This window comes from Streptomyces sp. NPDC059787 (assembly GCF_042732315.1).
Lineage (GTDB): Bacteria > Actinomycetota > Actinomycetes > Streptomycetales > Streptomycetaceae > Streptomyces > Streptomyces atrovirens.
On the sequence record NZ_JBHWHX010000004.1, the window covers coordinates 61,222 to 76,560 of the forward strand.

General features: G+C 71.6%; 9 protein-coding genes. 7 read left to right on the plus strand and 2 right to left on the minus strand.

Going from position 1 to position 15,339, the window contains the following annotated elements:
* Positions 1–75: 75 nt before the first annotated feature.
* Positions 76–3,417, minus strand: a complete 3,342-nt coding sequence (locus ACFV5H_RS05300) for a right-handed parallel beta-helix repeat-containing protein (protein WP_385058410.1) — start codon at positions 3,415–3,417, stop codon at positions 76–78.
* Positions 3,418–3,490: 73 nt separating this feature from the next.
* Here ACFV5H_RS05300 and ACFV5H_RS05305 point away from each other — a divergent pair, with 73 nt between their 5' ends.
* Positions 3,491–4,711 carry a S8 family serine peptidase gene (locus ACFV5H_RS05305; RefSeq protein ID WP_385192971.1) on the plus strand — a complete coding sequence of 407 codons (1,221 nt, stop codon included), beginning with the start codon at positions 3,491–3,493 and terminating at the stop codon, positions 4,709–4,711.
* A gap of 239 nt (positions 4,712–4,950) precedes the next feature.
* Here ACFV5H_RS05305 and eccCa read toward each other — a convergent pair whose 3' ends face one another.
* A complete protein-coding gene (eccCa, locus tag ACFV5H_RS05310) occupies positions 4,951–8,895 on the minus strand; it encodes a type VII secretion protein EccCa (protein ID WP_385193117.1) in 3,945 nt (1,314 codons plus the stop codon).
* A 344-nt stretch (positions 8,896–9,239) separates the two neighbouring features.
* Between eccCa and eccD the strand changes: the two genes are divergently transcribed.
* The 6 genes from eccD to ACFV5H_RS05340 all read left to right on the plus strand — a co-directional run.
* On the plus strand, positions 9,240–10,637 hold the full coding sequence (gene eccD / locus ACFV5H_RS05315; protein WP_385058405.1) for a type VII secretion integral membrane protein EccD: 1,398 nt from the start codon (positions 9,240–9,242) through the stop codon (positions 10,635–10,637).
* An 18-nt stretch (positions 10,638–10,655) separates the two neighbouring features.
* Positions 10,656–12,128: a type VII secretion protein EccB gene (gene eccB, locus ACFV5H_RS05320; protein WP_385192974.1), complete on the plus strand. Its 1,473-nt coding sequence runs from the start codon at positions 10,656–10,658 to the stop codon at positions 12,126–12,128.
* A gap of 361 nt (positions 12,129–12,489) precedes the next feature.
* Complete coding sequence (locus ACFV5H_RS05325; RefSeq protein WP_385058401.1) at positions 12,490–12,840, plus strand: hypothetical protein; 351 nt, start codon at positions 12,490–12,492, stop codon at positions 12,838–12,840.
* Between the two features lie 57 nt (positions 12,841–12,897).
* Positions 12,898–13,218 carry a WXG100 family type VII secretion target gene (locus ACFV5H_RS05330; protein ID WP_385058399.1) on the plus strand — a complete coding sequence of 107 codons (321 nt, stop codon included), beginning with the start codon at positions 12,898–12,900 and terminating at the stop codon, positions 13,216–13,218.
* A 28-nt stretch (positions 13,219–13,246) separates the two neighbouring features.
* Positions 13,247–13,693 (plus strand): type VII secretion system-associated protein, encoded by a 447-nt coding sequence (locus ACFV5H_RS05335; RefSeq protein WP_385058398.1) that lies wholly within the window; start codon positions 13,247–13,249, stop codon positions 13,691–13,693.
* Between the two features lie 12 nt (positions 13,694–13,705).
* A partial coding sequence (locus ACFV5H_RS05340; protein ID WP_385192976.1) for an AAWKG family protein occupies positions 13,706–15,339 on the plus strand: 1,634 nt, incomplete at its 3' end.

Below are 15,339 nucleotides of genomic sequence, written 5' to 3' on the forward strand. Positions count from 1 at the left end.
CCCCTCAATCAACCGTGCGGCGGGCCCCCCCCGCGGGGGCCCCCCCCCCGGCCCCCGGCCGGCGGGCGTCCGCTCTCACCGGGCGGGCTGCTGTCCCAGGACCTGCCGGACGGGCAGGTCCTCCGGCAGCAGCGTCGTGAGGTCGGCGAGACTGGGAGAAGCCAGCCCGCCCAGCCGGCGGGCCTGGCTCGTCATCATCGTCTCCAGCAGTTGCCGGGCGAGCCGCGCGTTGCCGAAGGACCGGTCGCGCGGGATGGCGTCCACATGGGCGCGCAGTGCCTCGACGGTGGCGTCGGCGCACTCGTACCCGGAGGCGGCGGCGTGCCGGGACACGATGGTGACCAGCTCGTCGGTGCTGTAGTCCTCGAATGTCACGAACTTGGAGAACCGGGACGTCAGACCGGGGTTGGAGGCGAGGAAGCGCCCCATCTCCTCGGTGTATCCGGCGACGACGACCACGATCTCGTCGCGGTGGTCCTCCATCAGCTTCAGCAGGGTGTCGACGGCCTCGCGGCCGAAGTCGTTGGACGATCCCTCGGGGGTCAGGGTGTAGGCCTCGTCGATGAACAGCACCCCGCCCAGCGCGCTGGTGAAGACGTCCTTGGTGCGCTGGGCGGTGTGGCCGACGTACTGGCCCACCAGGTCCGCCCGCGCCACCTCCACCAGGGAGTCGCGGGGGAGCACCCCCAGCGAGTGCAGGAGCCTGGCGTACAGCCGGGCGACGGTGGTCTTGCCGGTGCCGGGCGGCCCGCTGAAGACCAGGTGGTTGCTGATCCGGGGGGCGGGCAGCCCGGCGGCGATCCGCTGCCGGGCGTTGGTGAGGAGACTGACCAGGTCGGCGACCTCCCGCTTCACGGCGGCGAGTCCCACCATGGCGGTGAGCTCGGCCATCGGGTCGGACGGGTCGTCGGCGTCCTGCGCCGTGCCGCCTTCGCCGGCGCCGACGGCCGCCGCCTCCGCGTCGCCGACGTCCTGCGGCAGCAGCAGCGTCAGGTCGTTCTCCGCCGGGTCGGTCATGGCCGCGAGCCGGAACGCCTGCCGGTCCACCATGTCCTCGAACACACCGCGGGCCGCGCGGCCGTTGCCGAAGGTCGCGTCGCGGGTCATCTGCTCGAAGCGTACGGCGAGGGCCTCCCGGGTCAGCGGCCCGAGCTCGAACTGGTGGCGCCGGCAGAGGCTCTCGGTGATCGTCACCAGTTCCTCCACCGCGTAGTTGCCGAACTCGATGGTGCGGGTGAACCGGGAGGCGAGACCGGGGTTGGCGGTCAGGAACGACTCCATCTGCTCGGAGTAGCCGGCCGCCACCACGACCACGTCGTCGCGGTGGTCCTCCATCAGCTTCAGCAGGGTGTCGACGGCCTCGCGGCCGAAGTCGTTGGACGTTCCCTCGACGGTGAGCGTGTAGGCCTCGTCGATGAACAGCACGCCGCCCAGCGCGCTGTTGAACGCCTCGGTGGTCTTGATGGCCGTACCGCCGATGACCTGCGCGACGAGATCGGCGCGGGCGACCTCGACCAGGTGTCCGCTCCTGAGCACGCCCAGGTCCGCGAGGATGCTGCCGTAGAGGCGGGCGACGGTGGTCTTGCCGGTGCCGGGCGGTCCCGCGAAGATCAGGTGCCGGCTCATCGACGGGACCGGCATGCCGAGCCGGCGCCGGCGCTCCGCGAGCTGGTTCAGGTTGACCAGCGTGCTCACCTGGTGCTTGACGTTCTCCAGGCCGACGAGCGCCTCCAGTTCGGCCAGCGGGCCCTCGGGCTCCGGCTCCTTGCCGGGGCCGCCCGGTGCGCCGTCCTCGCCGCCCGTCTCGGCCGACTCGCCCCAGCTGTCCGGCAGTCCGTTGTCCGCGCTGGTCAGCAGCTCGACCGTGAGCCGCTCGCTCGCGCGGCTCTGGCGCAGTCCCGCGCCCCTGTTGTCGCGTACGACGCACCGGGTCACGTCGACCGGCTCGGCGCTGTCGATCCGTACGCCGTCGCCCGTGCTGCCGGTGACCTCGCAGGAGTCGAGGACGGCCCGGCCGCCGCGCGACACCTGGACGCCGTGGGCCTTCGAGCCGTGCACCCGGACCCGCTCCAGGGTGATCTCCGCGCCGTCCCGCACCCCGACCCCGGCGTCGGCGCTGTCGCCGATCTCGCAGTCCCGCAGGGTGCCCCGGCCGCGTTCGCCGACGAGCAGGCCCGAGCGGGCGGCGGAGGTGAGGACGGTGTCGCTGATCTCGGGGTCGGAGTCGTCGTCGATGCTCAGCGCGCAGCCGCCGGCGGACTCGATCTCGCAGTGCTCGAGCCGGCCGCGGGCGTCGTCGGTGAACTCGATGCCGTGGCCGCCGGAGCCGGTGACCTTGGCGCGGCGCAACAGGGGGTCGGCGGCGGAGCGCACCGAGATGCCGACGCCGGCCGCGTCCAGGACCTCCAGGTGCTCGAACTCGGCCGTGGAGTCGTCCCAGAGCTGCACCGCCCCGCCGGTGTCGGCGCAGTCGCTCACCACGGTGTCCCGCAGCAGCGGGGCACCGCCCTCGACGACCCGTACGGCGGCCTCGGTGGAGCCGTGGAACGAGCAGCCCTCCAGGGTTCCGCGCGAGCGGTCCAGGACGAGCAGCCCGCTGGTCCTGGTGCGCCGGGTGACACATCCGCGCAGCACCGGGTCGGCCCCGCCGGAGATGACGACGCCGCTCTGCGCGATCGACTCGAAGGAGGTCTCCTCGATCTCCGGGCGGGACATGCTGGTCACCAGCAGACCCACCGAGGTGTGGTGCACGGCGCACCGCAGCACGCGCGTCGAGCTGTGGCCCTCCAGGGCGATGGCCGGCTTGTCGGTGCCGGAGATGTCGCAGCCCTCCACGGTGCCGCGGGCCTCGCCGCTCGCCAGGATGCCGTTGGCCCGCGCGCCCCGGATGCGGCAGTCGCGGACGAGGGGCCCGGCACTCTCGCCGATCACCACCGCGGAGGTGCCGAAGTTCTCGAACACGCAGTCCTCGACGATGCTCTCGGACTCCGAGGAGTCGACGAGGCCGGCGCCGCCGGGGTTGCCGATCCGGCAGCCGCGGGCGGCCAGCGAGCCCTTGCCGCGGACCAGCAGCGCCGTCCATCCGGAGCCGGCCACGGTGCAGTCGTCGAGGGCGGCCTGGCCGGCCGGTACGTCCACGACCGCGGCCTCCTTGTCGCGGCCCCGGAGGGTCAGGGCGCTGAGCATCACGGCGTCGGCCATGAGGGTGACGGCGGTGCCGTCCCGCGGGCAGAGCTCCACGGTGCCCGGCTCGCCCTCGCCGACGATCGTCACCCGGTGCCGGATGACGAGGTTCTCGGCGTAGCGGCCGGGACGGACCCGGATCACCGCCCCGGTACGGGCCTGGGCCAGTGCCTCACCGATCGTCTGGAAGCCGTCCGACCGTTCCGGGCCGACCGTGAGTATTTGCCGTGCCACGCCTCGAACCTCCTTGTGCTGTTGCCTAGTTGGCGTTGTGCGCCGTACATCTTGTGTGCATATCATGCGGCTCATGCGGAATGTCATGAGACGTCGGGGTGCGGGCCTTGTGCTGGCGGTCGCCGTGGTCCTGCCGGTCACGGGCGGGCCGGCCTTCGCCCTCCCCGCCGCGCCGTCGGCGAGCTCCGGTGCCGACGATCCGGGGGCCACGCTGCTGCCCCCGCTGCCCGTCCGGCTCGGCGAGGGCAACCCGTGCACCGGGGCCTCGGAGCAGACGGCCACCGGGGCGGCGTGGTCGCAGACGGCACTCGGCCTGTCCCGGGCCCAGCGGATCTCCCGCGGCGGCGGGGTGACCGTCGCGGTGGTCGACAGCGGGGTCGCCACCGGCGTCCCCAGCCTGTCCGGCAGGGTGGAGTCCCTCGACGGGGCGGCGAAGGACTGCGTGGGCCACGGCACGTTCGCCGCCGGCCTGATCGCCGCCGCGCCGGAGAAGGGCAGCGGCATCACCGGGGTCGCCCCGCAGGCGGAGATCCTCGCCCTGTCCGGCACCGACGACCGGGGAGTGCCCTCCGTGGAACGCGTGGCCGCCGGCATACGGACGGCGGCGGACCGCGGCGCACAGGTCGTCTACGTCGGCCAGGTCCTGCGCACCGGCAAGGCCGAACTCACCGCGGCCGTCGCCTACGCCACCCGGCGCGACGCGCTGGTCGTCGCCCCGGCCGCCCCCGACGCCGTGGCCCGCGAGGAGCGGGGGCCCGACGGTGAGATGCCCGAGGGGCCGTACTGGCCGGCCGCCGCACCCGGCGCGCTCGCCGTCGTGGACTTCGGCCCCGGCGGCGTACGGCAGAAGAACGCGCCGCCCGCTCACGAGCCCGACCTGTCCGCGCCCGGCAGCGAGATGGTCAGCGTCGGTCCGGAGGGTTCCGGCCACTACATCGGTTCCGGCGCCTCGCTGGCCGCGGCGGGCGTCGCCGGCGCCGCCGCCCTCGTCCGCGCCTACCACCCCGACCTCGAGGCGGCCGAGGTCACCCGCCGCCTCCTCGACACCGCCTACCCCTCGGACACCCCCCGCCTGGACCCGTACGCCGCCCTGTCCCTGGTCCAGGACCACACGAAGCCCTCCGTACGGACCCCCGCCCCCGCGCAGATGCCGCCCCCTGCCGACCCCACCCCTCGCACCCGTTCCCTGACGATCGCGGCCGTGGGCCTGACCACGGTCCTCCTGCTGGCGGCCCTGGCCGCGGTCGTCCCCCGAGGCCGCACCCGTAACTGGCGCCCACCGGGCACCTCCTGAGGAAGTCGTCACCGCACCCGTCCGTGCCGGCCCCCACTTGCCCGGCCCGGGGTGTGCGGGGTGCGCCGCGTCGGGTCGGGCCGGGGGGTGGGTGCGCAGCCCGGCGCCTTCGGGATGCCGTCGCGCCCACCCTCCCCCACTCTCGGCTCCGCTCGAGCGGGGGGACCCCCATCGCCCTGCGGCACGACTGCCCGCGGATCGTGGCGGCGGTGCGGAAACCCTCTCCGGACCCGGACGCCTCACGACCCGCCCCCCACAAGCCCCGTCTGCACCTGCAAGGTTTTCCGCCGGGCGATCCGGACCGCCCGCCCCGGAATCAGCTCCCGCCCCTTCACACTCCCGAACAGATACCCCTCACTGGGCGGACACGACATCAGCAACCCCGGCGTGTTCACCTCCTGCAACCGCCGCAGCAGCGACTCGTTCAGCCCCCGCCCGGCCCCCGCCGAAGACCGCGCCACCACCAGGTGCAACCCCACCTCGTGCCCCAGCGCCAGATGGTCGAGGAGCGGAGCGAACGGCTGCGTCATCGGCCCGCCGCCCACCATGTCGTAGTCGTCGACCAGGATGAACAGCCGAGGCCCCTGCCACCAGTCGCACAACCGCATCCGCGACGGCGCGATGTCCTCCCCGGGCACCCGCTGCTTGACCGCCCGCGCGGCCCCGTCCACCAGGTCCCGCAGCATGTCCAGCGACACGGCGTGCCCGAGCCGGTACGCCTCCGGAACGCTCTCCACCAGCTCCCGCCGGTAGTCCACCGTCATGATCCGCGCCTCGGCCGGCGTGTACCGCTCGGTGATGCCGCGCGCGACCAGCTTCAGCAGGTTCGTCTTGCCGCTCTCCGTGTCGCCCACCACGATCAGATGCGGGTTCTCGGCGAAGTCGTGCCACACCGGGGCCAGTTCGTTCTCGTCCAGGCCGATCGCGATCCGCAGCCCGTTCTCGCCCTCCGGCTCCGGCAGCTCCTCCACCGGCAGCGTCGAAGGCAGCATCCGCACCCGTGGCGCGGTGGGCCCCGTCCAGTTCTCGCCGATCGCGGCGACCAGCCCCGCGACCCCGTCCGCGAGGTCGTCGGTGTCCTCGACCCCGTCGACGCGCGGCAGCGCCGACAGATAGTGCAGCTTGTCCGAGGTCAGCCCCCGCCCCGCGCTGCGCGGGATCGTCGCCGCCTTCCGGGAGTCGATCTGGGAGTCCATCGGATCACCCATCCGCAGCTCCAGCCGGGTCCCGGTCTGGTCGCGCACCGACGACGACAGCTCCACCCAGCGGGCGGTGGTGACGATCAGGTGGACGCCGTAGTTGAGCCCGCGGGCGGCCAGCGCGTTGAAGGTGGGGATGTGCCGGTCGAAGTCCTGGCGCACGGTCGCCCAGCCGTCGATGACCAGGAAGACGTCCCCGTGCGGCTCGTCGGGGAACTCGCCCGCCGCGCGCCGCTTGCGGTAGGTCGCCATGGAGTCGACGCCGTGCTCCAGGAAGAACCGCTCCCGCCGGGCGAGCAGCGTGGTGACCTCCGCGATCGTACGGCCCACCCGTTCGGTGTCCACCCGCGCCGCGACCCCGCTCATATGGGGCAGCTCGTCCAGTGAGGCCAGCGTGCCACCGCCGAAGTCGAGGCAGTAGAACTGCACTTCGCGCGGGGTGTGGGTGAGGGCCAGCGCGGTGATGAGGGTCCGCAGCAGCGTGCTCTTGCCGCTCTGCGGACCCCCGGCGATGGCCACATGGCCCCCGGCCGCCGACAGGTCCACGGTCAGCAGGTCGCGCAACTGGTCGAAGGGCCGGTCGACCACACCCACCGGCACGGTGAGCCGCCCCCGCAGCGGCCAGTCGGCCGTGGTCAGGCCGTACCGCGGGTCGGGGGACAGCGGGGGCAGGATCTGGTCCAGGGTGGCCGGCCGGCCCAGCGGCGGCAGCCACACCTGGTGGGCGGGCGGCCCCGCCCCGCGCAGCCGGTCGAGCGCCACCGACAGCAGCGTCTCCCCGCCGCCGTCCCCCTCGCCCTCCGGTTCGGGTCCGGTCCCGTCGGGCTCGCCCGCCGGGTCCGGGTCCGCGGGGGCGCGCGGCACCACCCACTCCGCCGTCCACGGCACCACCTGACGCGCCACCTGCGCCTGTACGACGGCCCGCCGCCGCTGGTACGGCCCCGAGACGTACGCGGCCCGGAACCGGGTCAGCGCGTCGACACCGCTCTTGAGGAACCCGGCACCCGGCTGCGCGGGCAGCTCGTAGGCGTCCGGCACACCCAGCACGCCCCGGCTCTCCATCGCGGAGAACGTCCGCAGACCGATCCGGTACGACAGATGGCTCTCCAGCTGGTGCATACGGCCCTCGTCCAGCCGCTGCGAGGCCAGCAGCAGATGGACCCCGAGACTGCGCCCGAGCCGGCCGATCATCACGAACAGCTCCATGAAGTCGCGGTGCGAGGCCAGCAGTTCGCTGAACTCGTCGACCACCACGAACAGGCTGGGCAGCGGCTGCAGCGGCGTCCCGGACTGCCGCGCCTTCTCGTACTCCAGCGCGGAGGTGTAGTTCCCGGCGGCACGCAGCAGCTCCTGCCGCCGGATCAGCTCCCCGTGCAGGGCGTCCTGCATCCGGGCGACCAGCGCCACCTCGTCGGCGAGGTTGGTGATGACCGCCGAGGTGTGCGGGAGTTCGTCGAGGCCGAGGAAGGTGGCGCCGCCCTTGAAGTCGACGAGGACGAAGTTCAGCGTCTCGGAGGAGTTGGTCAGCGCCAGCCCCAGCACCAGTGTGCGCAGCAGCTCGCTCTTGCCGGAGCCGGTCGCGCCGATCAGCATGCCGTGCGGTCCCGTGCCGCCCTGCGCGGACTCCTTGATGTCCAGCTCCACGGGCCTGCCCTCACCGCTCACCGCGATCGGCACCCGCAGCCGGGCACTGCCGGTCGCCTTCTCCCACAACGTGGCCGGCTCGTGCCGGTGCAGGTCGGGGATGTTCAGCAGCGAGGTCAGCTCGACGTCGTTGGCGAGCGGCTTGGAGTCGTCGCCGCCCACACTCATCCGGTACGGCGCCAGCATCCGGGCGAGCGCGAGGGCGCCCACCGTGCCCAGCCGGTCGGGCCGGCCGAGCACCGTCGACTGCTCCTTGCGGTCGCGGTCGGTGCGCACCAGCGCGACACCGCCCTCGTCCACCTCCAGGCGCAGCGTGGTCCGTCCGGGCTTCCACGCGAGCGCACCGGTGAGGTCGAGCACCACCGCGTTGCGGAACCCGTGCCCGTCGAAGCGGTGCCCGGCCGGCACCGTGCAGCCGTCGATCACGACGACCGTGTACGGCTCCTCACGTCCCGGGACCGCGTCGGGGTCGGCGCCCGGCCGCTCCAGGAACTCCGCGCCGAGCAGGTTCTCCAGCTCGGTGAAGGCCGAGGCGATCAGACGGGCCGGTCCGGCGCCGTCCTCGTCGTGCCGGTGCAGGCTGTGCGGCAGCCACTTCGCCCACTCCCACTCCGCGCGCCGCTCGTCCGAGACGCACAGCGCGATCCACAGGTCGTCGGGGGAGTGGAACACCGCCAACTGCGCGAGCAGGGCCCGCGCCTGGGCCCGTATCCGCTCCTCGTCCCCGCGGAACAGCACCTTCGACCAGGCCCGCAGGTAGATCGCGATGGGCTGGTCGCGGACGGTGGAGTAGGCGCGGGTGAAGCTGCGCAGCGCGTGCGCGCTCAGCGGCTCCAGGTCCTCGACGGGCTTGGTCGACAGCGGGGTCAGCTTCATCGCCAGCCGCTGGTCGCCCACGCCCATCCGCACCTCGGCGAAGTCCTCGTCCGACGAACGGCGTTCCCACAGCCGGGTGCTGCGCACCAGCGACGACAGCGCGTCGGGCTCCGGGTGGCGCCAGGCGAGGGCGCGCTGCTGCTCGACGATGGACGTCCGCACCATGCGCCGGGTCTGCCGCAGATACCGCAGGTAGTCGCGGCGCTCGCCCTTCATCCGCTGCTTGCGCTCACCGTTGCGCCGCATCACCTGACCGAGCATCATGCCCGCCGACGCGATCACCATCACACCGAGCGCGATGTAGATGAATCCGCCGCTGCTCTGGCTCATCCCCGGCCGCATGAACATCAGCATCATGGAGACCGACATCAGCGCCATCGGCAGATACGTCCACACCGCGGAACTGTCAGGCACGACTTCCGGAAGCGTGGGCGGCTCCTGAAGACTCAGTTCCCCCGACGGCATTTCCGGCCCTTTACGGCGGGCCGGGCGGCGGAACAGGATCACGCTCAACGAACGTCCTCCTCAACGATTTCGGAAGGAATTCCGGGGGAACCTCGCGGGAACGTCGCGAGTTTTTCCGTAAAGAGTCAGAGTCCCGCGCGACGGCGTCGGGAAAATGGCCGTAAGGTGCCGTGACGCTGAACTCCCGGAGTGGTGTTGCGAAAAGCCCGGCGTACGGTCAAACTCGTCGGCGCATGCCCCGTCCGACTTTTCCGTCGCGTTCGGCGACCGACCGGTGTGCTGCCCTTGCCACTTCCAGCCACCGCGTGTCCCGTGGTCCGCCAGAAAGTGTGAACTCCGAACCCATGACTGAGACTCAGACGGCAAGCCTGTGCCGCGTCACCGTACGTGCTCCGGCCAGGACCGTCGACCTGGCCGTGCCCTCCGACGTCCCTGTCGCCGATCTGCTGCCCACAGTGATCGGCTACGGAGGGGACGACCTGGAGGAAACCGGTCTGGAGCACGGAGGTTGGGTGCTCCAACGGCTCGGCGGTCCACCGCTCGACCCCGAGAGTACCTTGGACTCCCTCGGTCTGCGGGACGGAGAGGAGCTTTATCTGCGGCCGCGCACCGAGGCGCTGCCCGAGGTGCACATCGACGACCTGGTCGACGGCATCGCCGACGGCATGGGCCGCAGACCGCACGGCTGGAGCCCGGAGGCCGGCCGGCGCCTGCTGCGCGGACTGGCCGCGGCCACCCTCGCGCTGGGCATCGTGCTGCTGGCCATGCCCGGCACGGCGGGCTGGATACGGGCGGTCGCCGCCTCGGCCGCCGGACTGCTGCTGATCGCCGGGGCGGGCTCCGCCTCCCGTGCCGTCGGGGACGCCGGGGCGGGCTCGGTGCTCGGCCTGATGGCGGCCCCCTACTTCGCCCTGGCGGGCTGGCTGCTGCCCGGCGGCGACCTGGGCGGCGCCGACGGCGAGGCCGTCCTCGGAGCCCGGCTGCTGGCGGCGTCCGCGGCCGGCGGCGCGGGCACGATCCTCGCCCTGGCGGCGGTCGGCGTCTACCCGGCGCTGTTCATCGGCGCGGCCTGTGTCGCCGCGGCGGGCGCGCTCGGCGCCGCCCTGATCACCCTGGACCTGGCGCCGCAGCAGGCGGCCGGTGTGGTGGCCGTCGTGGTGGTGCTCTTCGGCGGGTTCGTCCCGTCGCTGTCGTTCCGGCTGGCCGGCATGCGGATGCCGCCCCTGCCGACCAACGTCCAGCAGTTGCAGCAGGGCATCGACCCGTACTCCTCCTCGGACGTCGACGCGCGCTCCGCGCTGGCGGACGGCTGGATGACCGCCCTCTACGGCGCCATCGGCCTGGTGTGCCTGCCCTGCCTGGCGGCGCTCATGGCCGAGCCGGGCCTCGCCGAGATCCTCACCGTCGTGGCCTTCTCCCTGCTCCTGCTGCTGCACAGCCGGGGGCTGGGCAACGTCTGGCAGCGGCTGGCGCTGACCTGCGCCGGGGCCTGGGGCGTGGTCCTGCTGCTGTCCGTGTCCGCCCGCTCCCTCGCCCCGGCGGACCGGCTGACCCTGACGGCCGGGCTGATGGGACTGGCCGCCGCGATCATCATCGCCTCGTGGACGGTGCCCGGACGGCGGCTCGTCCCGTACTGGGGACGCGCGGCCGAGCTGCTGCACTCACTCGCCGCCCTCAGCATCCTGCCGCTGACGCTCTGGTCGATGGGCGTCTACGGCTGGCTCCGCGGCATCAACGGCTGACCCGGGAGACACGGCGACATGCACAGCAAGCGCGACCAAGTACAGGCGCATCTCTTCATCATGGGGCGGCTGGCCTCGGCCATGCTGCGCGCCGAGCCGGACTCCCCGGAGAGCCCGCTGGGCCGGACCAACCGCGGCGCCGCGATCGGTGTGATCATCGCCGTGCTGGTGTGCGCCGGCGCCTTCGTCTTCGGACTCATCCGGCCCGGCGGCAACGACTCGTGGCGCTCGGGGGAGAACCTGGTCGTCGACAAGGACACCGGCGCCCGCTACCTGTACCTGGACGGGCGGCTGCGCCCGGTGCGGAACTACGCGTCGGCCCGGCTGGTCACCGGCGGCGAGGTCGGCGTCACGACGGTGGGCACGTCCTCGCTGGCCGGCACCCCGCACGGAACGCCCATCGGCATCCCCGACGGGCCCGAGGCACTGCCGGGCACGGGCGACCTGGACCGCACCCCGTGGCTGGTGTGTTCCGACGTCCTGCCGCGGACGACGGGCGTCGTCACGACGACCACGACACTCGCCCTCGGCACCGACGCCCCGCAGGACGTGCCCGGCGGCCGGCGACTGGGCGAGAACGAGGGCCTGCTGGTCACCGGCCCGGACGACACCGCGTACCTGCTGTGGCAGGGCAGCCGGCTGCGCCTGGACGAGCGGGCGAAGGCGGCCGAGGCCCTCGGGTACGGCGACGTCACCCCGCGTCCCGTCTCCGCGGCGTTCCTCGACGCCTTCCCGCTGGGCCCCGACCTGGCCCCCGCCGACGTACCCGGCCGTGGCGGGAAGGGCCCCGAACTGGCCGGGCGGAGCACCAGGATCGGGCAGCTCTTCAAGGTCGACGTCCCCGGCTCCGCCGCCCGCTACCACCTGCTCACGCGGGAGGGCCTCGTCCCCCTCACCGACACCGGCGCCACCCTCCTGCTGGGCGACCCGCAGACGCGTGAGAAGGCGTACGACGGTGGGGCCGCGGCCGTGGTGACGCTCGGCGCGGACACCCTGGCCGGGCATCTCGCCCCCGACGCGCGGAGCTCGGGGACGGAGCGGCTGCCCGCGAAGCCGCCGGAGGCGGTCACCGTCGCCACCGGCTCCGTGTCCTGCGCGGAGGTCGACTCCGCGGACTCCGGTGTGCGGGTGGGCACTTCGGTGCTGCCCGGGAGCGCTCTGCCCCGGGCGGTGCAGGCGCCGGCGCCCGAGGTCGAACCGGGCTGTCTGAAGGTCGACTCCATCGCCGTACGAGCCGGAAAGGGGGCGCTGGTCAGGGCGTTGAGCGCGAGCGGCAGCGCGCTGGGCGACACCACGTACCTGGTGACGGACGAGGGCGTGAAGTACCGGCTGCTGTCCCAGGAGGCGGTGAAGGCGCTGGGCTACGAGGGCGTCGAGGCGCGGACGATGCCGTCCCCGATGCTGGCCATGCTGCCCAGCGGCCCGGACCTGACCCCCGAGGCGGCGGCCGGGGGCGAGGCCCGGGTGACGCTGCGGTGCCCGCGGACATAGGGGCTGAGGGCCCCCGCGGGGAAGCAGCCGTCAGGGAAATTCTTGGCGTCCCGCGGTCACCTCGCGTTCAGCCGGGCGCTCGGCTCCACCCCGGCGAGCGGCGCGGATGCCCGATCTGTCCGGCCGGATCCATCGCGCCGCTCACTTGAGCGGCGTGAATTCCGGGTCATTGCTCAATTGAGCTTTCCGGTAAGGGACTTCGCGGTTCCGCGGGCAATTGCCAAACAAGTTGCGGCCTGCATAGCATCTGGCCACCCCATGACCCCGGCGAGTCATTCGTGACCGCGGGGGCGCCCTGTCTGCCCACAGGGTGAAGTGGGGGCAGCAGACCGGTGAGTTTCGCCGAAAAGGGAGTTCTCTCATGGCCATGCAGCAGTCCGAGGAACGCGCGACCCGCAATGGGATCATGGCGCTGGAACAGGCTTTCACCGGTGTTCAGCGCTGCCAGCAGGACGTGCAGTCCACGTCGCACACGCTCGCCTCGAATTACGGGGGCGCGGACGGTGGAAAGTACAAGAAGTTGCTGGAGCAGTGGGACGAGCACGTCGACACGATCCTGATCAACCTGGACCGGATGGTCGACGAGCTCAACGGCACCCTCACGGAGCACGGGCTGGTGCAGGGGTCCACCAGCGACGCGATCGACGAGGAGTACTCGCGCTCCACGCAGGTGTTCGACCAGCTCAACGGCACCCACACGTCGTCGAACTGACCGGCAGCCCCCGAACCCCTCACATCTCGTCGTTCTCCCGGTGAATAGAGGACTCTGATGGACTTCTCCGACGGCTACATCTACGTCGACTACAACCATGCCGAAGGCGCGGCGGACGACATGGTCGGCCAGTCCCAGGCGATCATGAGCATTCTGGCCAACCTGGAGATGGAACTGGCCGAACTCCGCAACAGCTGGATCGGTGAGGACCGGGACGTCTACAGCGAGGTCCAGAAGAAATGGGACAACGCTGTCGAGAACATCAAGAACCTACTCGCCAACCACTCCGGTCTGCTCAACGAGATCTCCTCCAGCTACCGGCACACGGAGCAGAACCTCTCGCAGCGGTGGGGCGACATCAGGATCGGCAGCCGCTGACGCCGGCCGGTGACGGAAGGGTGATCACGTGGCCGTCACGGTCCTCGACAGCACGTTCCTGAAGAACTTCATCAACAACCAGGTCGACGGCTTCCGGACGACCCTGGAGAACATCCTCAAGGACAGTCCGACCGCCGGGCCGGCGATCACGTTCATCGCGGACAGCATCTCGACCACGACGATCGACGCCGCGAAGCCGCTCGTCATCGGCCTCATGGCCGGCGAGAACAGCGCGGTCGGCGGGGGCGCCCTGAACAAGGTCGTCCAGCAGGGCGCGGACGAGGTCGTGCGCATCCTGGAGGACCAGACGATCCTCTTCGAGGACCTCGAACAGGCGTTGTGGGACACCATCGACGAGCTGGCCAAGAGCCAGGGCAAGAATCTCGAGAACATCACCGCGGACGAGTTCATGGACATCTTCGAGGATGTCGACAGTGACCTCGACAATCCGGGCGGCAACCAACAGGAAGAGTAGCGGAGTTCGGCGATGGCCAACCCCGAGGACAACAACAACGACAACTGGAAGAAAGCAGTTGAGCTGCTCACCGGCTACATCCTGCCGGAGCGGAAGACGTTGTTCGACACTCTCAAGGGCAACGACGGCATCCCGATGATCCATGTCCGGGTGGAGGACGAGGGCGGTCCGGACTATTCATCGGGTTTCCTGTCCTCGGGCGGCTGGAAGACGCACAACACCGACTACACCATCCCGTACTACAAGCCGGCCGGCGATGACACGGCCCCCTCCGCGGGCAGCTACCTCTACCAGTACCGCGTGTACATCACCTTCCTCGCGTCGGGCCAGGCCTGGCCGCCGGGCGGGGACGACGTGATCCCGGGCTACACCAAGACGAGCGACAAACTGAAGGACAAGGGCGGCACGAACAGCGAGGGCGAGAAGCTCGACTGGGACACCAACCCCCTGGTCCAGTACCTCTACGGCTCCAAGGCCGCCCTCTCGCAGCTCACCATGTGGCCCTACTCCACCCACGGGTTCGAGAACCGCGGCGTCAAGGTGAACGACGCCGACTACGTCGATCTGCGCACCTTCACGAAGACGGGCCAGGCGTTCGACCGGGTCGTCAAGTTCTTCGAGGACAGCGCGGTCACCGTCGGCAAGTGGGACACCGAGAACATCGGGGAGGGCAGCGACTCCTGGGACGGCACGTCGGCCGCCATCTTCAAGGAGCTCATCCACAAACTGGCCCGGAACTACGAGGGGTACGCCGACCAGCTCAACGGCAAGGGCGGCTCGGACACCGCGGTCACCATCGACGACGTGACGGTGACGTCCGAGCCGGCCCGCGCGCTGGCCGAGGCCCAGCGCGTCGTCCTCACCCAGGCGCAGAACCTCTACAACGCCTGGGAGGCGTGGAAGGCCGAGAGCAACCCGCAGCGCTGGCTCTACGACATGCTGCAGGACGCCCGGCTGAAGCTCTTCGACACGCAGTTCGACAAGACGGACATCGACACGGTGTCCTACAACTCCGGGCCGGCCACCAGCTGGCACAACTACGTGGTGTCGACCGACGGCTTCCGGAACGAGATCGTCATCGGGGAGAAGTCGTACGGCAAGCCGGGCGACATGACCACGTGGAAGGCGATCGCCGACGAGGCGGTGCGCCGGTGGGAGCAGTCCGTGCAGGACTGGCTCGGCACGAAGGGCGCCGAGGCCATCGTGGCGATCAACAAGGCGTTCAAGGCGGCCGAGAAGGCGTTCGACACCAGCATCACCGACAGGGACGACCGCCCCCTCTCCGAGATCTCCGCCAAGGAAGAGGCCGACGCCGAGAAGAAGAAGGCGGAGGCCGAAGCGGCGGCCGCCAAGGCCGAGGCCGAGCGGGAGAAGGCGGAGGCCAAGGCGGAGGCCGAGCGGGAGAAGGCGGAGGCGAAGGCCGAGCGGGACCGCGAGAAGGCCGAGGCCGAGAAGGAGAAGGCCGAGGCCAAGGCGGAGGCCGAGCGGGAGAAGGCGGAGGCGAAGGCCGAGCAGGAACGCGAGAAGGCGGAGGCCAAGGCCGAGCAGGAAGCCGCGAAGGCGGAGGCCGAGAAGGAGAAGGCCGAGGCGAAGGCCGAGCAGGAACGCGAGAAGGCGGAAGCCAAGGCCGAGCAGGAAGCCGCCAA